At 42.8% G+C, this 26,407-nt stretch carries 23 protein-coding genes and 3 pseudogenes; 8 read left to right on the top strand and 18 right to left on the bottom strand.

Annotation, left to right across the window (positions count from 1 at the left end; translation table 11 throughout):
- Together F8R90_RS06205 and F8R90_RS06200 are read left to right on the top strand one after the other, a co-directional pair.
- Positions 1-798: WD40 repeat domain-containing protein (locus F8R90_RS06205; protein ID WP_196510025.1), on the top strand; the 798-nt coding region annotated here is incomplete at its 5' end.
- Between the two features lie 132 nt (positions 799-930).
- Positions 931-1,164 carry a hypothetical protein gene (locus F8R90_RS06200; protein ID WP_196510024.1) on the top strand — a complete coding sequence of 78 codons (234 nt, stop codon included), beginning with the start codon at positions 931-933 and terminating at the stop codon, positions 1,162-1,164.
- Positions 1,165-1,201: 37 nt separating this feature from the next.
- On the opposite strand, the gene F8R90_RS06195 is transcribed toward F8R90_RS06200, so the two are convergent.
- A complete protein-coding gene (locus F8R90_RS06195; protein ID WP_196510023.1) occupies positions 1,202-1,363 on the bottom strand; it encodes a hypothetical protein in 162 nt (53 codons plus the stop codon).
- A gap of 182 nt (positions 1,364-1,545) precedes the next feature.
- Between F8R90_RS06195 and uvrA the strand changes: the two genes are divergently transcribed.
- The 3 genes from uvrA to F8R90_RS06180 all read left to right on the top strand — a co-directional run bounded on the left by uvrA (position 1,546) and on the right by F8R90_RS06180 (position 7,920).
- Positions 1,546-4,437 carry an excinuclease ABC subunit UvrA gene (uvrA, locus tag F8R90_RS06190; protein WP_196510022.1) on the top strand — a complete coding sequence of 964 codons (2,892 nt, stop codon included), beginning with the start codon at positions 1,546-1,548 and terminating at the stop codon, positions 4,435-4,437.
- A gap of 1,006 nt (positions 4,438-5,443) precedes the next feature.
- Positions 5,444-7,231 (top strand): aspartate--tRNA ligase, encoded by a 1,788-nt coding sequence (gene aspS, locus F8R90_RS06185; RefSeq protein WP_196510021.1) that lies wholly within the window; start codon positions 5,444-5,446, stop codon positions 7,229-7,231.
- Between the two features lie 245 nt (positions 7,232-7,476).
- The gene (locus F8R90_RS06180; RefSeq protein ID WP_196510020.1) at positions 7,477-7,920 is read left to right on the top strand and encodes a GNAT family N-acetyltransferase; all 444 of its coding nucleotides are present in this window, start codon (positions 7,477-7,479) and stop codon (positions 7,918-7,920) included.
- Between the two features lie 141 nt (positions 7,921-8,061).
- Here the strand turns inward: F8R90_RS06180 and proB are convergent, their stop codons facing one another.
- The 10 genes and pseudogenes from proB to F8R90_RS06135 form a co-directional block, all read right to left on the bottom strand.
- A complete protein-coding gene (proB, locus tag F8R90_RS06175; RefSeq protein WP_196510019.1) occupies positions 8,062-9,171 on the bottom strand; it encodes a glutamate 5-kinase in 1,110 nt (369 codons plus the stop codon).
- Positions 9,172-9,428: 257 nt separating this feature from the next.
- On the bottom strand, positions 9,429-9,968 hold the full coding sequence (locus F8R90_RS06170; protein WP_196510018.1) for a YqeG family HAD IIIA-type phosphatase: 540 nt from the start codon (positions 9,966-9,968) through the stop codon (positions 9,429-9,431).
- Between the two features lie 84 nt (positions 9,969-10,052).
- Positions 10,053-10,597 (bottom strand): annotated as a pseudogene (locus F8R90_RS32715) (hypothetical protein).
- A 230-nt stretch (positions 10,598-10,827) separates the two neighbouring features.
- On the bottom strand, positions 10,828-11,400 hold the full coding sequence (locus tag F8R90_RS06165) for a DUF3727 domain-containing protein (protein WP_190896729.1): 573 nt from the start codon (positions 11,398-11,400) through the stop codon (positions 10,828-10,830).
- Between the two features lie 145 nt (positions 11,401-11,545).
- Entirely contained in the window at positions 11,546-12,022 is a 477-nt protein-coding gene (gene ruvX, locus F8R90_RS06160) for a Holliday junction resolvase RuvX (protein ID WP_196510017.1), read from the bottom strand.
- Between the two features lie 2 nt (positions 12,023-12,024).
- Positions 12,025-13,263: a GNAT family N-acetyltransferase gene (locus tag F8R90_RS06155; protein ID WP_196510016.1), complete on the bottom strand. Its 1,239-nt coding sequence runs from the start codon at positions 13,261-13,263 to the stop codon at positions 12,025-12,027.
- A 223-nt stretch (positions 13,264-13,486) separates the two neighbouring features.
- Complete coding sequence (locus F8R90_RS06150) at positions 13,487-13,693, bottom strand: hypothetical protein (protein ID WP_190896752.1); 207 nt, start codon at positions 13,691-13,693, stop codon at positions 13,487-13,489.
- A gap of 149 nt (positions 13,694-13,842) precedes the next feature.
- Positions 13,843-14,334: a hypothetical protein gene (locus F8R90_RS06145; protein WP_190896722.1), complete on the bottom strand. Its 492-nt coding sequence runs from the start codon at positions 14,332-14,334 to the stop codon at positions 13,843-13,845.
- An 85-nt stretch (positions 14,335-14,419) separates the two neighbouring features.
- The gene (locus F8R90_RS06140) at positions 14,420-16,555 is read right to left on the bottom strand and encodes a pentapeptide repeat-containing protein (protein ID WP_196510015.1); all 2,136 of its coding nucleotides are present in this window, start codon (positions 16,553-16,555) and stop codon (positions 14,420-14,422) included.
- A gap of 176 nt (positions 16,556-16,731) precedes the next feature.
- Positions 16,732-17,073 (bottom strand): hypothetical protein, encoded by a 342-nt coding sequence (locus F8R90_RS06135; RefSeq protein ID WP_196510014.1) that lies wholly within the window; start codon positions 17,071-17,073, stop codon positions 16,732-16,734.
- 469 nt (positions 17,074-17,542) lie between these two features.
- Here F8R90_RS06135 and F8R90_RS06130 point away from each other — a divergent pair, with 469 nt between their 5' ends.
- Positions 17,543-17,974 (top strand): hypothetical protein, encoded by a 432-nt coding sequence (locus F8R90_RS06130; protein ID WP_190896716.1) that lies wholly within the window; start codon positions 17,543-17,545, stop codon positions 17,972-17,974.
- A 56-nt stretch (positions 17,975-18,030) separates the two neighbouring features.
- On the opposite strand, the gene F8R90_RS06125 is transcribed toward F8R90_RS06130, so the two are convergent.
- The 6 genes from F8R90_RS06125 to petB all read right to left on the bottom strand — a co-directional run bounded on the left by F8R90_RS06125 (position 18,031) and on the right by petB (position 23,418).
- Complete coding sequence (locus F8R90_RS06125; RefSeq protein WP_196510013.1) at positions 18,031-18,402, bottom strand: hypothetical protein; 372 nt, start codon at positions 18,400-18,402, stop codon at positions 18,031-18,033.
- Positions 18,403-18,474: 72 nt separating this feature from the next.
- A complete protein-coding gene (locus F8R90_RS06120; RefSeq protein ID WP_196510012.1) occupies positions 18,475-19,656 on the bottom strand; it encodes a glycosyltransferase family 4 protein in 1,182 nt (393 codons plus the stop codon).
- A gap of 10 nt (positions 19,657-19,666) precedes the next feature.
- Complete coding sequence (locus F8R90_RS06115) at positions 19,667-20,680, bottom strand: GDP-mannose 4,6-dehydratase (protein ID WP_196510011.1); 1,014 nt, start codon at positions 20,678-20,680, stop codon at positions 19,667-19,669.
- Positions 20,681-21,230: 550 nt separating this feature from the next.
- The gene (locus F8R90_RS06110; RefSeq protein WP_190896708.1) at positions 21,231-21,674 is read right to left on the bottom strand and encodes an ATP-binding protein; all 444 of its coding nucleotides are present in this window, start codon (positions 21,672-21,674) and stop codon (positions 21,231-21,233) included.
- A gap of 359 nt (positions 21,675-22,033) precedes the next feature.
- Positions 22,034-22,516: a cytochrome b6-f complex subunit IV gene (gene petD / locus F8R90_RS06105; protein ID WP_174710778.1), complete on the bottom strand. Its 483-nt coding sequence runs from the start codon at positions 22,514-22,516 to the stop codon at positions 22,034-22,036.
- Positions 22,517-22,770: 254 nt separating this feature from the next.
- Positions 22,771-23,418: a cytochrome b6 gene (petB, locus tag F8R90_RS06100; RefSeq protein WP_179064867.1), complete on the bottom strand. Its 648-nt coding sequence runs from the start codon at positions 23,416-23,418 to the stop codon at positions 22,771-22,773.
- A 504-nt stretch (positions 23,419-23,922) separates the two neighbouring features.
- On the opposite strand from petB, the gene ctpA reads away from it, so the two are divergent.
- On the top strand, positions 23,923-25,167 hold the full coding sequence (ctpA, locus tag F8R90_RS06095) for a carboxyl-terminal processing protease CtpA (RefSeq protein ID WP_196510010.1): 1,245 nt from the start codon (positions 23,923-23,925) through the stop codon (positions 25,165-25,167).
- Positions 25,168-25,178: 11 nt separating this feature from the next.
- Here the strand turns inward: ctpA and F8R90_RS33675 are convergent.
- A pseudogene (locus tag F8R90_RS33675) lies at positions 25,179-26,096 on the bottom strand (sensor histidine kinase); the annotation flags it as partial.
- 149 nt (positions 26,097-26,245) lie between these two features.
- On the opposite strand from F8R90_RS33675, the pseudogene F8R90_RS06085 reads away from it, so the two are divergent.
- Positions 26,246-26,407 (top strand): annotated as a pseudogene (locus tag F8R90_RS06085) (ISKra4 family transposase); the annotation flags it as partial.

The following is a 26,407-nucleotide window of genomic DNA, read 5'->3' as shown; positions in this document are numbered from 1 at the left end:
AGCGTCGTCTTCAGCCCGGATGGCAAAACTTTAGCTTCCGCCAGTGCTGACAGCACCATCAAATTGTGGAATCGGGAGACGGGCAAAGAAATTACCACCCTGACTGGGCATAGCAGTTCGGTCTACAGCGTCGTCTTCAGCCCGGATGGCAAAACTGTAGCTTCCGCCAGTCGTGACAGCACCATCAAATTGTGGAATCGGAAGACGGGCAAAGAAATTACAACCCTAACCGGGCATAGCGATGCGGTCTATAGCGTCGTCTTCAGCCCGGATGGCAAAACTTTAGCTTCCGCCAGTGCTGACAGCACCATCAAATTGTGGAATCGAGAGGCGGGCAAAGAAATTACCACCCTGACCGGGCATAGCGATGTGGTCATCAGCATCGTCTTCAGCCCGGATGGTAAAACTTTAGCTTCCGCCAGTGCTGACAGCACCATCAAATTGTGGAATCGGGAGACGGGCAAAGAAATTACCACCCTGACTGGGCATAGCTATCCGGTCATCAGCGTCGTTTTCAGCCCGGATGGTAAAACTTTAGCTTCCGCCAGTGCTGACAAGACCATAAAATTGTGGAATCGGGAAACGGGCAAAGAAATTACCACCCTGACCGGGCATAGCGATGTGGTCTATAGCGTCGTTTTCAGCCCGGATGGCAAAACTTTAGCTTCCGCCAGTACTGACAAGACCATCAAATTGTGGAATCTGAATCTTGATGATTTATTAGCGCAGGGTTGCAGTTGGCTTAAGAGTTATTTGGCTAGCCATCCTGATGCAGTTAAGGTGTGTCCAAGGCGTTAGAGATGAGGGAGATGTGGTTCGACTTCGCTCACCAACCGGGGAAATAAAGGAGTTATGGCGAGTTAATATTCAAAAAGAGCGATCGCTTGCTAAAAAAGAAATGCGATCGCAGTTCTGAACTGGTGGTGTCCAGTGATTCTAAGCTTAAATGCAGAGGTAAATGCGATCGCAGTTCTGAACTCGGTGTTTCAAGTTCTGAACACGAATGACCGAGCAAAAAGGTCAAACCTCCGAGTTCCGAACACCAATGACCGAGCAAAAAGGTCGAGCTTCCGAGTTCTGAACACGAATGACCGAGTAAAAAGTCGAACTTCCGAGTTCCGAACACCAATGACCGAGCAAAAAGGTCGAACTTCCGAGTTTTGAACACCAATGACCGAGCAAAAAGGTCGAACTTCCGAGTTCAAAGCTTGAAGTTCCCAGTTAAGTCAGCAAATAGCCACTCTATATTCTGCTTAATTTCTACAATCCAGCCAAACTGTATGGTATTATTAGCAACTAGTTGTCCGTCACTATCTAAGTAGATGGCCTCTGGCTGGGTCGGCAGTTGGATTTGCAATACCATAGCTTCGCCCTCAGAAGGATATTTAATCGGGATGCTTCCAAACTAGCCGACTCTTAAGGATGTCTGCACCATGAATCTGAAACGATAACTAACTAAAACAGTACGATTGTTCTACTATAAACAGATTAAAGATAGTATTATTAAGGACTGTTTCATAAGAAACTCCTTCTTCGCCGCCCAATATGTCAGACAAACAGCTAGCAGCATCCTTGAATGGACATCTTCCGTACCCCAGCCACAACAGCCAGAATACCATTCGGATTCGGGGTGCTAGGCAGCATAATCTGAAAAATATTGACTTGGAATTGCCACGCGATCGCCTAATCGTATTCACTGGCGTTTCTGGTTCTGGTAAGTCTTCTCTAGCCTTTGACACCATTTTCGCTGAAGGGCAACGTCGCTATGTGGAATCCCTCAGCGCCTACGCACGGCAATTTTTAGGACAACTGGATAAGCCGGATGTCGAAGCCATTGAAGGCTTAAGTCCAGCAATTTCCATTGACCAAAAGTCAACCTCTCATAACCCCCGTTCCACTGTCGGTACGGTGACAGAGATTTACGACTATCTGCGGCTGTTGTTTGGTCGGGCTGGCGAACCCCATTGTCCGATATGCGATCGCTGTATTGCACCCCAGACAATCGATGAGATGTGCGATCGCATCATGGAATTACCAGATCGCACGCGCTTCCAAATTCTTGCACCCGTTGTCAGAGGGAAAAAAGGCACACATCGTAAGCTTTTGTCAAGTCTTGCTTCTCAAGGTTTTGTCCGCGTGCGGATCAATGGCGAGATCCGCGAACTGTCAGATTCAATTGAATTGGATAAAAATTTTACCCACACCATCGAGGTAGTAATTGACCGCTTGGTGAAAAAGGCTGATATTCAGGAACGTTTGGTTGATTCCCTGTCTACGTGTCTCAAGCAATCGGGTGGTATTGCAGCCATTCTGGTGAGTCTGCTTGGTGACGACGGACAAGAAAAAGAAGAAGAATTAGTATTTTCGGAAAACTTTGCCTGTCCAGAACATGGCGCGGTAATGGAGGAACTATCACCGCGATTGTTCTCCTTTAACTCGCCTTATGGTGCTTGTCCGCACTGTCACGGAATTGGGACTTTAAGGAGATTTGCGCCAGATTTGATCGTACCTGACTGGGAAGCGCCGGTTTATGCTGCGATCGCGCCTTGGTCAGAAAAAGATAATTCTTATTATCTAGAATTACTCTATAGCGTCGGACAGATTTATGGGTTTGAGCTACAGACAAATTGGAAAAAGCTGACAGAAGAACAGCAGCAAATTATTCTGTATGGAGAGAAAGATGAACGAGCCGCAGAAGCACAAAGAAAGCAGAGTTTTAAAGGTGCTATTCCAATTTTGCAACGACAATATGAGGGTGGTTCTGAACTAATTAAGCAAAAATTAGAGCAGTATTTAATTGACCAACCGTGTGAAGTTTGTAAAGGAAAACGGTTAAAACCGGAAGCCTTGGCGGTGAAGTTGGGACAATATGGAATTTTAGAATTGACTACCGTATCAATTCGGGATTGTCGGGAGAGAATTGAGCAATTTAAGTTGAGCGATCGCCAGTTACAAATTGCTGATTTAGTCCTGAGAGAAATCAAAGCAAGATTGCAATTCTTGTTGGATGTAGGTTTAGATTATCTCACCCTTGACCGTCCCGCCATGACCCTTTCCGGTGGCGAAGCCCAACGAATTCGTTTAGCAACGCAAATTGGTTCAGGTTTAACAGGAGTTCTCTACGTTTTAGATGAACCGAGTATTGGTTTGCATCAACGAGATAATGGCAGGTTGCTGAAAACTTTAACTAAATTACGTGATTTAGGTAATACATTAATTGTCGTTGAACACGATGAAGAAACAATTCGCGCAGCTAACCACATTGTTGATATCGGCCCCGGTGCAGGAATTCACGGCGGAAATATTATCGCCCAAGGTGATTTTCAGGCATTATTAGCAGCAGAAGATTCTTTAACGGGTGCATATTTATCAGGAAGGCGAGTAATTACCACACCAGCAGAACGCCGAGAAGGAAATGGGCGCAGTTTGGGAATTAAAAATGCTCATCGCAACAATCTACAAAATATTGATGTAGACATTCCGCTAGGTAAACTTGTCTCGATCACTGGTGTGTCTGGTTCTGGTAAATCTACCCTGATTAATGAGTTACTGTATCCATCTCTGCAACACCATTTAACTAAGAAAGTTCCCTTACCGAGACATTTGGATAAAATTCAGGGATTAAACGCGATTGATAAAGCGATCGTTATCGATCAATCCCCAATTGGACGCACACCACGTTCTAACCCTGCAACTTACACAGGAATTTTCGATGCCATTCGGGATGTATTTTCCCAAACAGTAGAAGCCAAAGCTAGGGGTTACAAACCCGGACAATTTTCCTTCAACGTTAAAGGTGGACGTTGCGAAGCTTGTAGCGGACAGGGTGTGAATGTTATTGAAATGAACTTTCTCCCGGATGTTTACGTGCAATGCGAAATTTGTAAAGGTGCAAGATACAACCGCGAGACTTTGCAGGTGAAGTATAAAGATAAGTCGATTTCTGATGTCTTGAGAATGACAGTTGAGGAAAGTTTAGACTTTTTCCAGAATATTCCCAAAGCGATCGCGCGTTTACAAACTTTATTTGATGTCGGCTTGGGTTACGTCCAATTAGGACAACCTGCCACTACCTTATCTGGTGGTGAAGCGCAACGGGTGAAATTGGCAACAGAACTATCTCGACGCGCCACAGGTAAGACACTTTATTTAATAGATGAACCGACAACAGGTTTATCTTTTTACGATGTCCACAAATTGTTAGATGTGTTGCAACGATTGGTAGATAAAGGTAATTCAATTTTAGTAATTGAACATAACTTAGATGTAATTCGTTGTTCTGACTGGGTGATAGATTTGGGGCCAGAAGGTGGCGACAAAGGGGGAGAATTAATTGCTGTGGGTACACCAGAGGAAGTTGCAAAAAATCCCAGGTCTTATACTGGACAATATTTGCAGCAAGTTTTGAAACAGTATCCAGCGATGAATAAGTCGTAGAATGCGTTAATTAAATCTAATAATTTTTGCATATATTACAGCAGAATTCAGAAGTCAAAAATCAGAAGTAAAACAGGCTTTATACTTACCTTTGAGACTTATACTAATTTAATATGAAGCTGCATAGAAAAGGGCTTCTAAAATAAAGTTATTTGTATTGTTAATTACATTTTTAATTAACTTACTTCGTTTTTAAGTACAATTAAAATAACTATTTTGATTGATGTTTTCATATTAGATATATTCTTAACTAAGAATATGTGGGCTTTAGCGATCGCTAATGTAGCTTGTAGATAAGCCATGCACAGATACATCTATTAATCTGACTCATTATCTCCGACAGGAGAAGACATCGCTAACTCAAACGACAGAAACCGTCAGGACTGCGACTAACTCTATTCAAGTGTAACTCAACATTTAGAGGACATTTAAACATAGCTATTACTTCAGTTGAGCAGATCAACCCGCTTGACTGGTGTTGATATTGCATGGAGCAGGAGGTGATGCGGAGGGTGCGCTAAAAATCCTCTATCATCTGGCAATTCGCTTTGGGACAATTCTGTTGGCATTACTGATGCTCAAAACTGGCAATAAAAGAAAGCAAAAAAGCTACATTAGGAGTTAGAAAACCAACGAACGCATAATACCCTTTGGATTGTTCTTTTCTGATAGAACAGTTATTAAATAAAAAATTTTATTGAGACAGTGATTAACAGTTATCAGTTGTGCTCCAGAGTTAAGTTACACAAAACAGTTAGTGTAAAAATGGAAACATTATATTACGTAAAAGATGGTGGTGCTGGGACATGGTGAGAGTATTTGATAATTTCTTTGCTTCATCGCGTCTTATCTCAGGTTTTGTGCCTCACCCACTCCCCCAATCGACCTTTGCCAAATTGGTGTGAGATTATTGTATGTTTATTACTACAATTACTATTGATGCTAGATAATGGGAAAGCTTTGACATTTGCTTGCCAATCTAGCCCGGAAACAATAACTAAGACTTATGCGAACTCACTATTGCGGCGAACTCCGAAAAGAACATATTGGAGAAACTGTTACCTTTTACGGATGGATAGACCGTCGCCGCGATCATGGTGGTGTGATATTTTTAGATTTACGCGATCGCTCTGGAATTGTCCAAATCGTCAGCGATCCGCAACGCACCCCAGATTCTTACGAACATGCAAACGCCCTGCGAAATGAATATGTTGTCGAAATCACTGGTAGGGTAACACAACGTCCCGAAGAATCGTTGAATACCCGCATCCCAACAGGCGAGGTAGAAATCTACGCCGACAAAATTAAACTCCTCAATGCTGTCCGTAAACAGTTACCTTTCCAAGTTTCCATAGCTGACACTGAGACAGTGCGGGAAGACTTGCGGCTGAAATATCGTTATTTGGATTTGCGACGCGAACGCATGGCGCAAAATTTGCAACTGCGTCATCAAATTGTCAAAGCTATGCGTCGTTATCTGGAAGATTTGGAAGGTTTTATCGAAGTCGAAACCCCAATACTTACCCGTTCTACCCCAGAAGGGGCGCGGGATTATGTTCTACCCAGTCGCGTCAATCCTGGTGAGTGGTATGCTTTGCCGCAATCACCCCAGCTATTTAAACAATTGCTGATGGTATCCGGCTTGGACAGATATTATCAGATTGCCCGTTGCTTTCGTGACGAAGACTTACGCGCCGACAGACAACCGGAATTTACTCAATTGGACATGGAAATGAGCTTCATGTCTCAAGAAGAAATTATCGAACTGAATGAAAATTTAGTTTGCCATATCTTTAAAACCGTTAAAGGCATTGAGTTACAGCGTCCTTTCTCCCGTCTTACTTACGCTGAGGGGATGGAACGCTACGGTAGTGATAAACCAGATACACGCTATGGTTTGGAATTAGTTGATGTCTCAGATATTGTCAAAGACTCTGGTTTCAAAGTCTTTCGGGACACTGTTACAAATGGTGGAATCGTCAAAATCTTACCCATTCCCAACGGTAACGATGTAATTTCTAATGTCCGTATTAAACCAGGCGGCGACTTATTTAAAGAAGCTAGCGAAGCCGGTGCTAAAGGTTTAGCTTATATCCGTGTTAGGGATGATGGCGAAATTGACACTATTGGCGCGATTAAAGACAACCTCAGCGAAGAACAAAAAGAAGAAATTTTACGCCGTACAGGTGCTAAAGCTGGACATCTGCTGTTGTTTGGGGCTGGTGATGCTGCTACAGTTAATAAAACTTTAGATAGGTTACGGCAAGCGATCGCTAAAGAGTTTGGTTTAATTGATCCAGAAAAAACCAACTTGCTGTGGATTACAGATTTCCCAATGTTCGAGTGGAATGCTGACGAAAAACGTCTAGAAGCACTACACCACCCATTTACAGCACCGCATCCTGATGATTTGAGCGACTTAAAAACTGCACGCGCCCAAGCTTACGACTTAGTACTAAACGGCGTGGAAGTTGGCGGCGGAAGTCTACGGATTTATCAACGAGAAATTCAACAGCAAGTTTTTGAAGCGATCGGTTTATCTCCTGAAGAAGCACAAAATAAATTTGGCTTTCTCTTAGAAGCATTTGAATATGGTACACCACCGCATGGTGGCATCGCCTACGGTTTAGATCGTTTGGTGATGTTGCTAGCTGGAGAAGAATCTATTCGAGATGTCATTGCTTTTCCGAAAACACAACAAGCACGTTGTTTGTTAACAGACGCACCTTCGAGTGTAGATGCAAAACAGTTGAAAGAATTGCACGTTGCTTCAACTTATAAACCAAAGTCTTAATGAACTAGTAAATTGTCTAAGTAGGGTGGGCAATGCCCACCAATTACTTGCAATCATGCATTGATTCTCTTCAACAAAACTAGGTTTACTTGTACAACAATCTCAAGAAGAAAAAGTAAGTTCAATTATCAAAGCTTACTGTTCTCATTAAAAAAACGCAAACATATTTGTATTAATTTCTCCTCCCATTTCACTTAACTAAGTATTATTGGATGTAAACTGCATTGAAGTGATGAGGACACTCAATGGAAGTTTTTTTGGCTAATATTAATCATCTTGAAAGTGTTGCAGTACTATTTGATCGGTACCGTATTTTTTACAATCAGGCATCAAACCTTGAAGCTGCCAAGGAGTTTCTTAAAGAACGTTTCAAAAATAATGACTCGGTAGTGTTTGCAGCCAGTGACAATGGGGAATTAGTTGGATTTACTCAGCTTTATCCCAGCTTTTCTTCAGTGTCGATGAAACGACTATGGATATTGAACGATTTGTATGTGGAAGAGTCGTATCGGCGGAAGGGAATTGCAAAGTTATTGATGAGTGTTGCAGAAGAATACGCAAAAGAGCGTGGAGCAGTTCGAGTAATTTTAGCTACTCAAATTTCTAACATAACCGCGCAAAAACTCTATGAAGCGCGAGATTACATTAAGAATGAAGAGTTTTACCATTACGCTTTGCGCTTGCAATAATGGCATGACATTAAATTGGGCGTGAGCAGAACGAGCTAAATAAGAGCGAAAAGTTAAACAAGCTGCTCTGCAACGGGCTGAACGCTTGGCGACACAGTTACGAGCCTTGGATTTTGAACCGGAAGTTATCTCATTTCCCTCCTAAATCAAAACCAAATTATCCCGATGAATAACTGTTTCCGCACCGACATAGCCTAAAATCGTAGGAATTTCCCGTGAATGGCACCCACAAATTTTTTGCAGATGATCGCTGTTGTAATTAACAAGTCCTCTGGCAATTTCGTTACCGTTGGTGTCACACAATTGCACAGCGTCCTGTGTGTCAAACTCTCCTTCTACTGCTTTAATTCCAGCAGCTAATAACGATTTTCCCGCCAGAGAAATTGCTGCGATCGCGCCTTCATCTAAATATAGTTTACCTGCAGGTACAAGTCCGTAAGCTATCCAACGTTTACGCGCTGAAGTTGGTTCAGGTTGCGGTTCAAAATGCGTCCCAATAAGTTCACCTTGGATAATTTTTTCTATATTTCTGGGAAATCGCCCTTGGGTAATTACGGTACGCACTCCAGCTGCAATAGCAATCCTCGCAGCCGAAATTTTTGTCACCATACCGCCAGTTCCCCACCGAGAACCTTGGGAACCTGTTTGTATTTGTAATTGAGCTAATTCCTTAATGCTACTCACTAAAGCGATCGGCCGAGCATCTGGCACGGAACGCGGATCGGCTGAGTACAGCCTATCGACATCGGTGAGCAAAAATAGCCAATCTGCTTCTACGAGACTGGCAACCAATGCCGAAAGGGTATCATTATCACCAAATTTTAGTTCGTCTATTGCTACGGTATCATTTTCATTGACTATGGGGATCACTCCCAGTCCCAACAGTTCCTGAAAAGTGTTGTAGGCGTTGAGATAGCGGCTGCGCTGTACCAAGTCACTGCGAGTCAGTAATACTTGAGCAATCGGCTGTTGTAATGTAGTAAACAAATCATCATACACACGTATTAGCCTGCCTTGTCCAACTGCTGCTACAGCCTGTTTTAGTGCGATCGCCTTGGGCCGTTCAGTTAAGCCCAACCGTGCACAGCCCACCCCCACAGCACCAGAAGAAACCAAAATCACCCGGTGTCCCTGGTGTCTTAAATGGCAGAGTGTTTCCGCCAAGGTAGCGATTGTAGAAAGTGCTAATTGTCCCGTTTCTGGTTGAGTTAGGCTAGAAGTGCCGATTTTGACAACAATTGTTAATGACATCTAAAAAGTGAGGAGTTAAGAGTGAGGAGTTAGGAGGTGAATTTAATTCATAACTCATAACTTCTAACTCCTAACTAAATTTGTAAAGCGCCAATCCCTCTATAGTGAAGGCTGACGCTTTACGGGCTTATATTTATTTTGTATGCTGTAGGGTCTTTTTTGGCTGACCCCATGTTATTAATACTTATGATCCCCGATTTTTGGATTCCAGTAAGATTCCTTAACCATTTTTTTAGATTTACTTTCCTGACGGTTTCTCAACTTTTGTGAATCTTGGTTTTCTTAGGGGTAATAGAGGCTCCCAGAATTTCAGATATCCAAACTTCAAAGTTGCGTATGGGATGAGAGCGGAGGGCCGCGTCGGCATGAACAATCGGTTCGACTAAAATGGTAAACATTCCCAGGCGATTACCTGCTAAAACATCGGTAAACAAGCGATCGCCTACCATCCCTACTTGATGCACTGGTAGATCCATTCCCCTAAGTGCTGCCCTAATTTTGCGTCGGGAAGGCTTGGCTGCACCCAAATAGTAAGGTAGATTAAGCGATCGCGCAATTCCACCAATTCGCGCTTCACTCAGGTTGTTGCTCACCAAGCACAATGCAGTACAGGTGCGAATTTGTTCCACCCAATGTTGTAGTTCTGGGGAAGCAAGCCCTACTCTAAAGGGTACTAAGGTTTCATCTACATCCAATACCAGCCCCTTAAGCCCGTATTTTTGGATAATATCTGGTGTTAGGTTCAACACTGAACCTTCTAAAATCAAGTCAGGCTGTAAAAGATTATTCCAGGTCATAGTCAACAGTCAAATTTAAGTAGCTCTAGACAAATGAGCATAACCCAATATAGTTTAGTTAGTCGAACACCACCCTGGGATATCTCACTGAACATTTTGAGATAAAATTCCTAAAATCTTATCTATCTCTTTGATGTAATAATTACTCAAATCAATAAATCTATCGTTTTATTCTAACTTCAAAAATTTCCAAATATCGCCCGTTGTTACTGCACCTTAAACTTTTGTAATTTCATTTTCTTATGGTTGATTAAAAAATTGTGCGGCTAAAATTGTGACCGCACATTGACCTAATTCAACTTTAATATTTTCATTTTTGGCTTCAATAATAATCAACACAGGCAGATTAATTGTTAGTTGCTCTTTAAAACTACTGATGATAAAGTCACAATACCCATTCAGACGTTTTTCTACATCTACATTAAAATCTCTTCCTGAGAACTTCGGAACGAGCTTTTTAAGTATTAATTGCTAAAGCCAGTTTTGTCATTTATTCTAAGGAATTTGTGAGTTGCTCGCTTGGCTGTAAAGGTTAAAGCTTTTATGTCGGCACATAAATCAATTTCTTCATCAATGTGGATGCTGAATGACTTTTTAAATTTACTTAATGTAAAGTCGCTATAAGCCATTTTCAGCATCTCATACCAATTTTGGATTTTAGATAATGGAACTAAAAATCTCTACCAAAATGCTTTTTCCAGGATCTTAAACAATATTAATTGTCCCAATTTAGTATTAATGTTTCATTGCTTCCACATTTAATGGGACATGGTAAAAGGTTTAAGTAGATTGTGATTAAAATGAAAATTTCTCAATTAAAAAATTCAAAATGTTACATTTTCATTTTGAATTTTTAATCTTATTCCACTTCATTAAAAAGATGTTCCTCTAACAGAGGTTGCACTTTGCGAAACTCCTCTGGAGAGAGTAATTCCGGCTCACCTGTTTTAGCTATCCGTGCAAAAAACAACAGGGGATCGAGGGGTGTATAAATTGCATACTCCTGATCTTCATCATAGAAGCTAGCAAGTAGCTGTAATTGCTCTGGCTCTAAATCTGCCTCTTCGTCTTCGATTTCTAAGGTGAAGAGTTCTGATTCTTCAACTGGCGGTAAATCACCTGCAACAGTCAGAGCATAGGCTGTATTCTTCAAGATCAGATTCTGCTCAGATAGGACAGCTTGGGCAGTAGCAAAAATTTGCTCAATAATGGTGTCATCTTCTACCAGAACTGCTTCTTCTTCCTCACCGTCACCTTCCCAAGAAAAAATTTCTACAGGTGAGTCTACAGGAAGAAGTAAAACGTATTCTTGTCCATCTACTTCGAGGGAATGCTCTATGTAACATTCGAGCGATCGCCCTTTGTCATCGGTTAAAGTGATGGAACCCGCATGAGCGTTATCATTTTCTTCAGGAAATGGAGAGGAAAACATAGCCGAAATTTAGAAATTTAATAAATACCAGCAACTTTGAAAATCGCTTAACTATTTCATGACATATATATAATGTCAACTAAATAGCTTTATACGTAGATACAACTGCTGGCTAATCGTTTTCAGAATATCATGTTAAAAGGTATCAATATTCAATAGCCGCAACTGAACTCCGGGAACTAGCACGCTTAACATCCAGCCATTGTTGCAAAATCAAAGCGGCTGCCTTGCGGTCAATCAAACTTTTATGGCGTGACGGAGAGCGTTTCTCAGCTATCAGCAGTTGCTCTGCTTGAAATGAAGTTAATCGCTCATCCATATATTCCACAGGCAGTTTCAGTGCTCTAGCAAGTCTTATAGTAAATTTTTGAACTTGACGCGCCTGAAATCCCAGTGAGCCATCCATTGAATAAGGTAAGCCCATAACTAGGATTTGCACCTCGCGTTCATTAACTATTTGCCGGATTTGCTCGACATCTTGTTCAAAAGATGTGCGCTCAATTGTGGTAATTCCCGTGGCGATTAAACCCGTGCGATCGCACCCAGCCACACCAATCCGCTTGCGACCAAAATCTAGTCCCAAGGCTGAAATAAACGGTTTTGGTTGCTCTTGGGATATCACGATTAATTCTCCTGCTGTGCATCTGCTGATTCAGAAATCGGTGATGCTTCCATGCTAGGGTTTTTTCCCGAAAAGTTAATCGGCTCTGACTTGCTTGGCAGTGGTTTATCTGACGATGGTAACTTTCCTGGTTGTATCCATGACATCCCACCTGGTATTGGTTTACGTGCCGGTTGTAAACCTTGCAGCATATCAGTCCACTGAATTCCTTCTAAGGAAACGAATTTAGACTCCCGTAGCTTGTGCCACACAGAGCGAGACATAACTAATGTATGTTCTATGCGTTTTGCCCCGATTCGTTCCAAATACTCTTCTCGCTCTGCCTGATAGTCAGAGGAAGCTAGTTGCAAGCCTTGCTGGGGAAAATCTTGGGCAATACGAGCCAGTTGAGATAGTAATTCTGGATACAGCCAGGTGTAAGCAGGATGAACCGTCAGCGTTGCAACGTGGGGAACTTCACCCTTACGGTCAAGTTGCACTTGAAAATAACCGATCGCAGCTTTGCGTTGGGGTTCAAATACGTAACCGCTGACTACTTCTGTTTTGGTCAGCCATTGCTTCACTGCATCAGTTAAAGCACCGAACAAGCTGGTTTTAAAGTCACGGGTATTACGGTCAAAAACCTGACGCACCAAAGGTGGCATCGATGCCGTATCTAATTGATATAGCAACTGGGCATCAGCATTACTCACTGGCAATAGATTGGGCAAGTCTGGCTCTGCTTGTGCTAATTCAGCCAGTAATTCTGGTTCAATTTCCCAGTATGTCATTTCTGCCAGACGCTGGAATCCATTTTGTCGATATAGTGCCAGCGCCTCAATGTCATTGATGTTAACTTCCAGTAGCCAAGTGCGAGCTTCCAAAATCGATTCAAAGCAATGACGCAAAAGTTGCGAACCAATTCCTTGTTTATCGACACCACGCTCTAACAACACTTGATCAATTCGCCAAGTGCTGCGTGTCCGGTTAAAGGGTGACACTTGAATCATCCCTAATAGCATACGCCCTTGCTCTGCTACATAGGCACAAAGGCGATACTGAAGCGGGTTAGGAAACCAACTCAAAAATTTGAGTAATCCATACCAGCGACGCAGCCTTTGCATCTGGCTGATGGCAAAACCTGCTCGCTTGGGAGTGAGGGCTGCGAATGACTCTTGAGTTATGCGCTCAATGCCGTCCAAATCCCGGTATTGGACTGGTCGGATAACAACGCTGAGGTTTCTGGGAAGTAATGAAGTCATTTTTATTCGAGCCGCTATTTAGCCTTAACTAACTGCTCTTCAAAGGAACTGCTGCAATAATATTAACTACTTTCTGCCCCTTACTATTGCGCCAAAAGGGTGATTTTAGTAACTTAATACTTAAAAAAAGCAGAAAAAGCAGACCTTGTGAGAACACCATTGGCATTAACCCAACAATATCTGCCTTTATTTTATTTGAATTTTGATTAAAATTTGTATATATTTATAGCCCTTGTCGAGAAACTAGCTTTTCAAAGTGGGCTTGGGTTTGATGGAGTAATTGCTGGCGACTATCTACCAGCGTTTGTTTCAGGGTTGGAACAAGATTGCGAGCTTGCAGAGTCATGTGAAGTTGCAGATTGGCGACATATTCACTGAAATCTTGATTCATTTCATCTGCGCCCGCATCCGTTAATAAATTTGATTCCATTGCCACTGTGTTCTCCTGTGTTAATCCTGTGCTGTCTCTCTTCATGACCAAAAATTATCATGTTGTTTGGACTAACTTCTTGATTTGCAATGAAGTTTAACGCTTGTTAGGAATAGGATAGCGATCGCAGTAGTGTTTTCATCTGCCCATTAAAATCTCAAACCAACACCACCCTGCACAGAGATAGCTGTACCACTGCTATCACGGTAGGCATCAAAAGCAATGATGGCGTTGCCAAAAAGGACAGTATTGCTATTTGGGATCATATAATCAATCCCCGGTTGTAAAGCAAAACTGATTTTGTCGCCTACAGGAGAAGATCCACCACCACCAGCCAATACTAACCCAGCACCCAGGTAGGCATCAGCTTGCCAGTTAAGGGGGAAATCGTAGGAAACTGTTGGCACAACTGCCGTATTATTACCAATTAACACTTGGGCACGCAGTGAAATTGGTGCTTCTAGAAGCTTGTAGCGACCCGCTATAACCCCCCCCAATTGAATACCATCAGTAAAGCCAATAGTGGGGCCTATACCGATATAACTACCATAGGCCACTTGAGCTTGTGCTGGTTTCGTACTCGCCAGACTCAAGACCAAGCCAGCCGCCAAAACTGAAACCAAATATGGAATATGCTTCATAACCCAACTCCTCATACCAATTAGTCATTAGTCATGGGGTTATGGGGCATTGGTTATTTCCTGCCCCCCTGCTCCCCATCCCATTCTACGGGCAACGGGGATGAATGCCTCCTTGAGTACAAATGTAAGCTAATTGCTTGGCATCTAAATTTTTGGCTTGGGAAAAATCAACGCCTTGGACTACAGCAGATACTGAGCCTAAATCTGGAGTCTGGACAAATTGATCTGCTGGGTCTTGTTTGCTAGGAGCGAGAATTGCCCCTTTAAAATCTGCTCCGGCGACATTTGCCCCCCGTAAATCTGCAAGGCTCAGGTCGGCATTTTGCAAGTTAACGTTTTCCATCTGGGCAGAACGCAAAACAGCGCCAGCTAGACGAGTGGCACTGAGGTTAGCATTGCTGAGATTAGCACGATCCAAATAGGCTCCTGATAAATCTGCCCCTTGCCAATCAGTGTTAGTTAAGTTGGCAAAGGATAATTGTGTTCCTATAGCAGTAACGCGACCTAAGCGGGCAGCGTATAGATTGGCTTCGTTCAATTTGGCATCACCTAAATCAGCCCCAGTTAAGCTCGCTTTTTCCAAAACTGCGTTTCGCAGATCGGCTCCTACTAGTTGAGTGCTGTTGAGTTTAGCGTCAAATAGACGCGCATTGGATAAATTAGCTCTGTTGAGAGTGGCGCGGCTCAAATCAATCCGGTTCATCAAGACACGACTGAGGTTAGCATCAGTAAGATTGGCTTGCTGCAACTGAGCTTGACTTAAATCAGCCATCACATCGTCGTAAGTATCCCAGCGTCCATCTTCACCCGCACCCCGAAAGCGGCTACCCTTAAAGCTGGCTTGGTTAAGATTTGCAGATTTAAACTTAACCCCTGATAAATCAAGGTTGTCTAGTACCAAGTTGAAGAAGGAACTTCCTGGAGTACCGCTTTGACCTAATTGGGTGCTGCTAAGGTCAACGCCCTGGATTTTACCGCTGTAAACAGAGAGAATCTTGTTGATCGTCCGCTGGTTTCTCTGTAGCCGCCCTTGCCGCAATTCTCGTTCTTGGGTTGCAGTGCTGCCTACAGACTCCAGTTCGCTAACCAGAAACTGATTCTTATTTTTTAATTCCGGGATGGCTTGGGGCCCGACAGTTGTCAAAGCTTGTTGAATCGTATCCAGGAGGCTGGGGTTGGTTTCAGTAACCAAGAGACCCGCCAGAAATTTAATGGACTGTGGGTCATTAAGACCACCCATAGCCAGAATTGCACTTTGGCGTTGCTCATTAGTCGCCCCAGAGTTGGGAGTTAATTGTTTAACAAGTTCGAGGAACTGTTGGCTGTTGATTTGCTTGGTTGCTCGCTGGGATTGTTGAATTTGGATATAAACTTGAGTTCCTATTAAAGTTGCCAACACAGCAGTCATACTCGTCAGCCCTATCCCAAACAAGGTTAGATTAGGATTTTGCTGTATCCGCCGCCACAGATTAGGCGACTGGTTGGTTTGGGCTACCGCTAATTCTTCTCCCTCCTGCCATTCTTCTGCTTGATCATTACCGTCAGCAGACTGAGCTTGTCTATTGCTAGGTAAGAGCGCATCTATTGTATAAGTACCTGCAAGTTGATCGTGCAGTGCGCGACGGCCCCGGCGTGACGGTAAGCCTATCCCTTCACCCACAATCATTAACAAAGACAAAAATGTGAATAATCCTAAATTAGGAAAAGCAAAGCTGTAACGCCACAGCAGATAGGCAATAGAAATGGGTACAGTCCAACGCCCAACTCCTTCTCTAATCACAACTGCTCCCAAACCAGGAGGTCTCCCTTGCTCGTTGACAACCCGCACTTTTAACCAACGTTTAGGAATTGTGCTACCAGTCTTAGCTAGTAAATATAATTGCCACCATGAGAGAGTTACAGGTGCTAATAGGGCGATTGTCCACAAAATATTAGTCGGCCATGCTACGTTACGGATGCCATAACTCACAGGCAAAGCTAAGGGTCGAGCGATCGCTCTTTCTGTGACTACCAGCACGGGATTAAGCGGTACTCGATTAAGATCGCTTCTAGAATTGGCATAGACACCAATGCCGAAGGGAATCAAACCACTGGTAACCACTAGTGTGATTTCAGCCGCCCAAGCAGCAAAACGCCTGCTTGCTAGCAGCAGCGAACTGGCTCTTTCTGGTCGTTTTGACTGACCAGATTGATTACTTCTTCTGACAATTGGTGTCGTCATCGTCTAATTCCCTTTGACATTATTTCTACGCCGCGATCGGCACAATTAAAATAGACTAAGCTAATCGGTAAAAAGAAAAGCATGTTGAAATAGAATTTAGAATTCATAAGTCAGGAGCCTTTTGTATTCTGGCTCCTGGCTCTAGGCAGAGTGCAAAGTAAATGCATATCAGCTTGTTACTTACGTTGAAAGCTACTAGACACAAAAAATTTGTATCCAACATACACTAACACTGCCAAAAGTGCCAGACTGATTATAGATGCAACCAGTTTAAACACTGCTTGCAGCAATGCCAAGCCTACTAGCACCGTCACACCCGAAACTACTAGTTTTTTCACCCCAGATAAACTGTTAAACCAAATCTGAAATCGCTCCAGTTGCAAGTTAAACTTGGCAAAAACAGACTGAGGCATCTGTTTTTGCTCTTGTGGTTGAGGAACCACTTCAGGCGAAGAATTAATCTCTGCCTCTAGGTTATTGAGGCGACGCTGCAAGTCTTCTTCTCTTTGAGGATTCATCAATCTTTTCTACCTCAGCTATGTCACTTATTCCACAACAGACCAACCAAATTCTATTTTTGGTGGTTGTCTTAGTGATTTTAGCTAATGTCTGTGTGTGCAATACCTTTCTGGCAGGTAAAAATTATGTTTTTTTCTTGTTATCTGCTAACACATATTTTTTATTCAATATTATTACTTATTGAATATGTAAAAAATACAACTTTATTAATGGAAGCTGATTATACTGGTGACATATTTTCCTAGAAAAGCGATCGCCACCAAACATCATAGATGAGGTAATTTGCATGACCGAGCTAAAAACATTACTTTGCAACGTCTCTACACACATCAAAATATTTACAAAAAATCCTTAACTCAATGGTATTAGGTTATACGCTAGCTTTTGGAACCAAGATAGATTGATGTCGTCAATTAAATCAGACTGTATAACAATATTGCTCTAAAAAAATCTGGAGCACTAATTAAAATGAAAACGCTTAGGCTACTTGCAATTGTTCCCACAGCTTTGGCGATGAGTTTGGTTTTCACCCAGGCCAATTGGGCACAGAGACCAACAATCCAAATTAATCGGAATTTCCAACCAGATCCACTGATTTTAAACGGAAATTCTGGGGGAACTGTCAAAAGTAACTGTGGCAATATTACTACAGAACCCAATCAAGTTATCCAGGTTACAGAGTCACTACCTTATTTGCGATTAACAGTAGAGAGTCAAGGGAAGCCAACGCTGTTGATCGACGGGCCTGGAGGGCGCTTTTGTGTAATGGCAGATAGCTACTCTGGAGGCAAACCAGAACTTTCTGGTTATTGGCAAGAAGGAAAATACTCGCTGTATGTGGGCGAACTATCCAAACAAGAGTATCGCTACATCCTCTCGATCTCGCAAAAAAATAAATAGTCATTAATCATTTATCCTTTGCTAATGACTAATGACCAATGACCAATGACCAATGACTAATCTTCCAATGATTGGGCTGTAACTTCGACAGCAGTGACATCAATTGTGCCTTCTGGTGTGAAGCGCTGAAAATGACTATTTTGTACTAACAGTGATTCGCCACAGTTAGGACACTGCAACTGACTGTTGTTTAAACCTGTAAATTCATGTCCACAGACGGGGCACTGGTCAGCAATCAAGTTGCGTTGCAGCCACCAACGAAAGCCAAAAAAAGCCACAATAGGTGCTAACAACAGCAACCCGAAAATAATTAGCAATGAATTAACCAACCAACCCAAGCCCAGTGATGCCAGCAACCAAATAACTGCCAGCAGGGTGAGCCAAGGGCGGAGATTTAAAAGATTCAATTGAAATGACTTAAAGCTCATTTTTTAAATGTCGTCCTGCTCTCCTTCTAGGATAGCTATTTTAGTCATTGGTCATTTGTCATTTGTCATTTGTCATTTGGACTTCATCACTGAGGATACAAGCATTTTTTGCAAGTGCTGTTGGAAGGCATCTATGCCAAACAGAGCGATCGCTTGTTCTCGTAGCCACTCTCCATCACAGCGCTGGTCATCTCCTTGAAGCATTTCTATACAAGCAGCTGCTACAGCATCAGGACTGCGGTGCGGTACTCGCCATCCCAGTTTACCATCTTGCAAGGGGTCAGCGGAGCCATCGTCGTCACCGGATAATACAGGTACTCCACAAGCCATTGCCTCTAGATAAACAATGCCAAAGCCTTCTTGCGAAGGCATAATATAGGCATCAGCAAGGCGGTAATGTTCCATTAATTCTTCTGTAGCAACGAAACCAGCAAACACAACGCGATCGCTTACACCTAAATCTTTTGTTAGCTGCACCAATCGCGGTTGGTCATCACCACGACCAATTACCAAATATTTCACTTCTGGGAAAACCTGAGCGATTTGTGGTAATGCCCGAATCGTTACATCTACACCTTTGTAAATATCTCCTGACCATAACCGCGCTACTGTCATTAACACCTTAGCGCCAGTTAAGCCATACTTCTGAACTAATTCTGGCTGCTTGGAACCAGGAGTAAATTTATCCCCATCAATTGCACAAGGCATCATCTGTACCATTTTCGGGTTTAGACCATTAGCAGCACAAGCGCGAACGCGGCTGTAGCGACTAATTGTCCAAATTCCATCTGCTGATGTCAGGGCGCGGCGTTCTTGATTTTTCAGCGGCTCCCAGACTTCTTTACCGTAAGTTAGTACGGTGTAGGAAATCCCCAAGGGCTGGCAAAGAGTTTGTACTAATACTGCTAAGTTAATATGGCCACAGAAAACTTGCTGTGGACGGCTTTGCAACAGACATTTAAGTAAAGCTGCTGCCATTTGCAGTCTCCCCAAATAGGGAGACTGATTTTTAAAGTAATGAAATTTTAAGTTCTCGTCTTCAAACGGATTTAAACTATCAGGACTGTCTCGCAGCAAAAAGACTTCTGCCTTGTAGGTTTGGCTTAATCCCAGATAGGCGCGAAAAATATCTTTTATATATGATTGAATACCACCTTCGTGGGCAAAAATTTCTAAAAACACGAAGACATGGTTAGTTTTTTTGTTTACTTTATCACCTAACTTGAGGTTTTTTGTCACTGTAGTGATGTGCATGTTAGGTTATTTACACTCGCGGTAAGGGCGCGATGCCTGCGGCAAGGACTTCATCCAACGCACCACTTTGTAACCGCTCTAAATCTGTTTTTACCATTTTTTCCAAAAGTTCCTCAAAGCTCACTTGGGGTTCCCAGTCGAGGTTTCTTTTAGCTTTACTGGGGTTAGCTACTAGTTGAAAATGCTCATCTTGTCGCAATAAGCTAGTATCTATGACTACATACTGCGTCCAATTCAAGCCGACAGACTCAAAGGCTGTGGCAACTAAATCTCTTACACTGTGCAGTTTACCTGTGCCAATCACATATTCTTCTGGTTCGTCAACTTGCAACATTAGCCACATTGCTTCTACGTAATCACCCGCAAAACCCCAATCGCGTTTTGCATCCAGATTACCCATTTCTAAGGTGTCAGTCAAACCCAATTTAATCGATGCAGCCGCTAAAGAAACTTTGCGTGTAACAAACTGAGGAGCGCGTAGAGGAGACTCGTGATTATATAAAATTCCACTACAGGCAAATAGTCCATAGCGCTGTCTGTGATGCACCATAGTCCAGTGGGCGTGCATCTTGGCCGCAGCATAGGGATTTTTAGGACGAAAAGGGGTTTCTTCATCTTGAGGCGAAATAAATACATCGCCAAACATTTCTGAACTACTGGCTTGATAGAATCTGGTAGACAAACCAACTTTTCGTACTGCTTCCAAAAGCCTGGTAGCAGTACCAGTTATTAGATCCAGGGTTCCCAATGGGTCGTTCCAAGAGTCGGGTACAAAACTAGGAGCCGCCAAATTGTAAATTTCTTGGGGACGCAGCTGTTCAACTGCGGTAAACAGTGCTGCATTATCCCTCAAGTCAACCGTAAAAATTTCTACTTGATTTGCCAGTGTTCCCAGTTTTCTCAAATTAGGTTGTCGATGCGGGGGTACTAATCCTACAACTCGGTAACCCCGGTTGAGGAGCAAATGGCTGAGATAGTAGCCATCTTGACCAGTTATTCCTGTAATTAGGGCTGTCTTAGCCATATTTTGTCCCCTATTCCCTCTATCTCTTTAAGCACAAAATGGCACTTGTTGGAGAACAAAAAATAAGGCTCTCAACACTGCTGACAAATCTTAACAAGGGAGTTAGTGTAACTCGAATGCTATCTTTACTGGATTCACTAACTCTTTTTATACAACAATATTCTTTGGTGTTTTACAAAAAACTCATAAAAACTAAGCAATTTCACTTAAAAAACATATTACATCAATCCATATTTTATTGAAAAACGAGTATACTTTTATCAATCAAATAACTATATATCTAACTAGAGACTTCTTGTGCTCATGCTTCTGTTTTAAGATGAGTGGCTCAAAACTAGGGTGGAAGAAGCTATGCATTGGCGGAGTCTCTCGTAGAGAAGCATCTTTGATAGGAGAAGTTCTGTTTGTCTTACTCCTCAATGCTGCATTTACTAGAGAAGAAAAGCCTCGCACACTGCTGGTACTGCTTCCATAGGTTCTGCTTTTGCTTAAAACCCCAAATTGGCATCGGAAGTATTCTCAACTTTCTTCACCCTTGACTGCTTCACTTTTACTTTTGTGCTTCTACAGAGTATTTGACGATGAGAAGGCAATTTCTACCATCTGCACCACGTTCGTATACAACCCGATCAGCCAACCGCCGCAGGAGGAACCATCCATACCCGCCTACTTGCAGAGTACCTGGGGCTGGCTCTGCGATCGCATCAGGATTGAAAGGTTTTCCATAATCCCAAATTCTAATCTCTAGTCGGTCAATCCACAGAAAAACGTTAATCTCAATGGTTGTTTCTGGCGGTAAAGCATGATGAGCGTGACGAACAGCGTTGGTAAAACCTTCTGCTAATGCTAAATTCAGGCGATCAAGTTGGGTTTTTGACCAGCCAAGTTGAGATAAATGTTGCAGACAAAATTGCTCGAACCATTCTTGCACCTGGTTTAGGAGACTGAGTTCGCTCTTAACCGTCAGATGGTCTTGCTGCACTATGCTAAGCATTAACTGTGACTTAAATATAAGTAAACCCAAGTTGCTAGTTATTAAATTTTGCGAATACTGCAAAATTTCTCTGATAGAACAAAATCTAAATTGGGATATTCTGTGTACCAAAATACAAAACATGAGCGATTTTGGCATTTCGAGGGTTGTAACTAGCAACTTACGTTAAGTAAGTGAAAAATGTTTGTATTTGATGACTTTTGGTGATTTTAGATTTTTGGAATAGCTTTTCCACCCAAAACTTCAGATCCCAGATGCAATCTGAACTATTAAAATTGACGCCTGTTAATTTTTTCAAAAGCAAATCTTACTTATGCTCTTGAAACTCACAGGCGTCAAAGCACTTTGTGGTGACTAATTTAGAATAGTCCCAAGGTCAAAGATTTATCCAATGGCAAGGCAGCACCAATACCCAGCCACACGGTGACAAGGGTACCGAAGAGGAATACTGTGGTTGCAACTGGACGGCGGAAGGGGTTTTGGAACTTGTTTACGTTCTCAATAAAGGGAACGAGGATTAGACCCACTGGTACAGAACCCATTGCTAACACTCCTAAAAGTTTGTTAGGGAGCGATCGCAAAATCTGGAAAACTGGATACAAGTACCACTCTGGTAGAATTTCCAATGGTGTCGCGAAAGGATTTGCTGGTTCACCTGTCATTGCGGGATCTAGCACAGCTAGAGCCACAATCGCAGCGAACGAACCCATGATCACGATTGGAAAGACATAAAGTAGGTCATTAGGCCAAGCGGGTTCACCATAGTAGTTGTGACCCATGCCTTTAGCGAGTTTGGCTCTTAACTGAGGATCGCTCAGGTCAGGTTTTTTTTGTGTTGCCATTTTGAAATGTGCTCTCCTGCTTAAGTTAAATTAAAGCATTTGTGAAAGCTATCAGCTACTAGGCAACCAACAGGGGGCAAACAGTATTTTTTATCTCCGGTTAGCCGCCTGGAGGTTCTCTACAACTTTAGGCTTCAGATACAAGTGTTTGTTTTTTGGAACTTATGTGCAATTAATTTCTTTTGTTTCATAAGTTTAGAACAAACGACTTGATCTGAAAACTGACAAATATTGCCTTTCGCTAATAGCTGAGATTACAAAGGACCGGAAATGCCTTGCTTGCGGATCATTAAGAAGTGAAACAGCATGAAGACTGCAATCAACCAAGGCAGCACAAACGTGTGTGCGCTATAGTAACGAGTTAGTGTCGCTTGACCAACACTCGAACCGCCGCGCAGCAGGTCGGAGATCAGAACGCCAACTACGGGAATTGCTTCTGGTACACCGCTAACGATTTTCACAGCCCAGTAGCCAACTTGATCCCAAGGTAGGGAATAGCCGGTGACTCCAAAGGAAACTGTAATCACAGCTAGGATGACACCACTTACCCAGGTCAGTTCGCGGGGCTTTTTGAAACCACCTGTAAGATAAACCCGGAAGACGTGCAAAATCATCATCAATACCATCATGCTGGCAGACCAGCGATGGATGGAGCGAATTAGCCAACCGAAGTTTACTTCAGTCATGATGTACTGCACTGAGGAGAAAGCTTCAGTGACTGTTGGCCTGTAGTAGAACGTCATGGCAAATCCAGTAGCAAACTGGATGAGAAAGCAAACCAGGGTAATTCCACCCAGGCAGTAGAAGATGTTGACGTGGGGAGGGACGTACTTGCTAGTGACGTCTTCGGCGAGTGCCTGAATCTCCAGGCGTTCCTCAAACCAGTCGTAAACGTTGGCCATACAATCTCAAGTTCCTAAAAGTCGGTTGCGGTTGATAAATCCCGAAGTTCTAAATCGGCGACTAAAATTCTGATGGTTCCAAGCCTCGACATCCTGCGGGTTCGCCCAAGGGGTTACCGCAGGCTAGAGTAACAGCAGAATTGTCTACGGACTTCTCAGAAGCCGCCTCTCAGACTTCTCTCCCAATTAGCAATTTTGGGATTTTAGTAAAGGCGAGTTTTTTGGAAAGCTTGTCAGCTTTCAGCGTGCTAAGAGTCTTCAGAAACTTTACACTCTGTAAAGAAGGAATATATTGCGATCTCTTTACGCCCCTGCACAGAAAATGGTGGACACAAAGTAGATTTTATCCTTTGGTGAGTGGATACAACGCATCAGTTGACTGAACAACTTGATGAGAGAAATGCACCACTTCTATAAAAAAAGTAACATAATCGAGAGATAGATTTCATCAACAACAGGGGAAGTGGGCATTTCTAGGCAATTTGGGTTGAGGTGGAATTGATAATGGGGTTCATGAACAAACAAGTCTTTCAGGTTGGATTTTCGTTGTTAATGGCGTTTTGGTTGGGGTTTGGTACGCTCACCCAGCCAGCAATCGCTTTGACGGGCGAACAAAAGCTGGTTTCCGAAGTTTGGCGAATTGTTAATCGCACTTATCTAGATGAGACATTTAATCATCAAAACTGGGCGGCTGTGCGGCAAAAGGTTTTGGAGAAGCCGCTGTCGGACTCAAATGCCAGTTATGCGGCAATTGTGAAGATGCTCAAGAGCCTCGATGACCCTTTTACCCGTTTTTTAGACCCGGAACAGTACCGCAGCTTACAGGTTAATACTTCTGGGGAACTTACTGGTGTAGGATTGCAAATTGCCCTGAATCCTGAGACTGGGAAGTTGGAAGTCGTAGCTCCCATAGCAGGTTCGCCAGCAGATAAAGCAGGGATTAGACCACGTGATCGGATTCTCAAAATTGAAGGCATTTCCACAGAAAATCTTACCCTAGATGAAGCTGCGACTAAAATGCGCGGGCCGAGTGGCAGCCTTGTCACTCTCCTCATCGAACGGGATGGAGAGGCAGAAACGGAAATTAGACTGACACGCGATCGCATCGCCCTAAATCCTGTGGTCTCCGAATTGCGTGTTTCCACTGAGGGTACGCCCATAGGCTACCTTCGCCTCACTCAATTCAATGCCAACGCCTCAACGGAATTGGCACATGCTATTTCCAGTCTAGAAAAAAAAGGCGCTGCTGCCTACATTCTGGATTTACGAAATAATCCTGGGGGACTATTGCAATCAGGGATTGAAATCGCCCGTCTGTGGTTAGATTCCGGCACGATTGTCTACACTGTTAACCGACAAGGCATTCAAGGTAGTTTTGAAGCCTTTGGGCCAGCCCTAACGAACGATCCTCTCGTTATTTTAGTGAATCAAGGGACTGCTAGTGCTAGTGAAATTCTCGCCGGCGCACTCCAAGATAACGGTCGTGCCCAGTTAGTAGGTGAAACCACTTTTGGAAAGGGTCTAATTCAATCTCTATTTGAATTATCAGATGGTTCGGGTTTGGCAGTCACAATTGCTAAGTATGAAACTCCTCAACACCGGGATATTAACAAATTAGGTATTAAGCCGGATAAAGTGATTTCCCAAGTAGCCATCACCCGTGAACAGATTGGGACCGAAGCGGATCTGCAATATCAAGCAGCAATGGAAATTTTAGTTAAAAACTCCGTGGTGGCGGGAAAGACATAAAAAGTCTGGGGTTAGGTGTTAGATGGTAGCTGAATTACAAATTCAGTTCCGCCGCCAAGTTGAGAATTCACCTCGATCGCTCCGCTATGTTTTTCTACAATAATTTGGCGGGCGATCGCTAATCCTAATCCTGTTCCTTTGCCGACAGCTTTCGTAGTAAATAAATGGTCAAATATTTTTTGTTTTACCTCTTCAGTCATCCCTTTAGCATTATCGGCAATTGTAATTTTAACTAGATTATTTTCTACAGTAGTTGTAATTGTAATGCAGTTCGGATTTGCTTTAATTTCGTCAAAGCTTCGTCCAATATTCGATTCCTCTAAAGCATCAATGGCATTTGCTAAAATATTCATAAATACTTGATTTAATTGTCCAGGAAAGCACTCAACTTGAGGTAAATTGGTGTACTCAGGTATCACTTCAATTGCTGGACGTTGCTCATTAGCTTTGAGACGATGTTTTAAAATTAAAATCGTGCTGTCGATGCCTTGGTGAATATTAAACGGTACTTTATAATCTTTGTCGGCACGCGAGAAAGTCCGTAAACTGGTGCTGATACTTTTCAGGCGCTCGCACGCCATACTCATAGAATCAATCATCTTGGGTAAGTCTTCTAAGCTATAATCCAAGTCGATTTCTTTAGCGTGGTTAAGAATTTCATCACTCGTATTGGGCAGGTTTTCTTGATAGAGTTTTAAATGTTCAACAATATCAGCAATGCTAGGTTTAGCTTGTTTGAGACTGGCAGCAATAAAACCAAGGGGATTATTCATTTCGTGAGCTACCCCAGCAACTAAATTGCCTAATGCTGACATTTTTTCACTTTGAACAATTTGTAATTGGGCATTTTGCAGATCGGTTAGTGCTTGTTCTAAGTCTTGTGATTTTTGTTGCAAGGCAAGTTCAGCTTTTTTGCGATCGCTAATATCTCGCATCACAACTACTGCACCGATTTTGTGGCCTGATGAATCGAAGATCGCTTGTCCGCTGGCTAATAAAATTCGGGAGCATCCAGTTTTGGAAGATTTACCATTTCTGAGAAAATGTAGAAGGAAATAACCCTGTGCGATCGCTGACTATGAGCCAAGAGAAACAAGAACGGATCAAAGCCTGCTTACAAGAACTGGCAACATTACTGTACTCGGAAGCTGATAAGAGTCAGTTAATAGACCTCGAAGGTATAGAAAAAACAGTTCGTAGCCAAATATTGGAATATGTCGGCCCAGAAATAGCCCTTTTT

Origin of the sequence: Nostoc sp. NZL (genome assembly GCF_015714705.1) — a bacterium.
Taxonomy (GTDB): Bacteria; Cyanobacteriota; Cyanobacteriia; order Cyanobacteriales; family Nostocaceae; genus Nostoc; species Nostoc foliaceum_A.
The sequence above is the reverse complement of the archived record's forward strand: the minus strand, read 5'-3'. Positions and strand labels throughout refer to the sequence as shown.

Bases quoted from the DNA above. Each gene is read 5' to 3' on its own strand.
- F8R90_RS06130 (WP_190896716.1), top strand. From the start codon at position 17,543: ATGAAAACGCTTAGGCTACTTGCAATTGTTCCCACAGCTTTGGCGATG.
- F8R90_RS06115 (WP_196510011.1), bottom strand. From the start codon at position 20,680: ATGGCTAAGACAGCCCTAATTACAGGAATAACTGGTCAAGATGGCTAC.
- F8R90_RS06145 (WP_190896722.1), bottom strand. From the start codon at position 14,334: ATGAAGCATATTCCATATTTGGTTTCAGTTTTGGCGGCTGGCTTGGTC.
- F8R90_RS06195 (WP_196510023.1), bottom strand. From the start codon at position 1,363: ATGGTATTGCAAATCCAACTGCCGACCCAGCCAGAGGCCATCTACTTA.
- F8R90_RS06135 (WP_196510014.1), bottom strand. From the start codon at position 17,073: ATGAATCCTCAAAGAGAAGAAGACTTGCAGCGTCGCCTCAATAACCTA.
- petD (WP_174710778.1), bottom strand. From the start codon at position 22,516: ATGGCAACACAAAAAAAACCTGACCTGAGCGATCCTCAGTTAAGAGCC.
- F8R90_RS06150 (WP_190896752.1), bottom strand. From the start codon at position 13,693: ATGGAATCAAATTTATTAACGGATGCGGGCGCAGATGAAATGAATCAA.
- ctpA (WP_196510010.1), top strand. From the start codon at position 23,923: ATGGGGTTCATGAACAAACAAGTCTTTCAGGTTGGATTTTCGTTGTTA.
- petB (WP_179064867.1), bottom strand. From the start codon at position 23,418: ATGGCCAACGTTTACGACTGGTTTGAGGAACGCCTGGAGATTCAGGCA.
- F8R90_RS06155 (WP_196510016.1), bottom strand. From the start codon at position 13,263: ATGACTTCATTACTTCCCAGAAACCTCAGCGTTGTTATCCGACCAGTC.
- uvrA (WP_196510022.1), top strand. From the start codon at position 1,546: ATGTCAGACAAACAGCTAGCAGCATCCTTGAATGGACATCTTCCGTAC.
- F8R90_RS06180 (WP_196510020.1), top strand. From the start codon at position 7,477: ATGGAAGTTTTTTTGGCTAATATTAATCATCTTGAAAGTGTTGCAGTA.
- F8R90_RS06170 (WP_196510018.1), bottom strand. From the start codon at position 9,968: ATGACCTGGAATAATCTTTTACAGCCTGACTTGATTTTAGAAGGTTCA.
- proB (WP_196510019.1), bottom strand. From the start codon at position 9,171: ATGTCATTAACAATTGTTGTCAAAATCGGCACTTCTAGCCTAACTCAA.
- aspS (WP_196510021.1), top strand. From the start codon at position 5,444: ATGCGAACTCACTATTGCGGCGAACTCCGAAAAGAACATATTGGAGAA.
- F8R90_RS06125 (WP_196510013.1), bottom strand. From the start codon at position 18,402: ATGAGCTTTAAGTCATTTCAATTGAATCTTTTAAATCTCCGCCCTTGG.
- F8R90_RS06110 (WP_190896708.1), bottom strand. From the start codon at position 21,674: ATGCTTAGCATAGTGCAGCAAGACCATCTGACGGTTAAGAGCGAACTC.
- F8R90_RS06165 (WP_190896729.1), bottom strand. From the start codon at position 11,400: ATGTTTTCCTCTCCATTTCCTGAAGAAAATGATAACGCTCATGCGGGT.
- F8R90_RS06120 (WP_196510012.1), bottom strand. From the start codon at position 19,656: ATGCACATCACTACAGTGACAAAAAACCTCAAGTTAGGTGATAAAGTA.
- F8R90_RS06140 (WP_196510015.1), bottom strand. From the start codon at position 16,555: ATGACGACACCAATTGTCAGAAGAAGTAATCAATCTGGTCAGTCAAAA.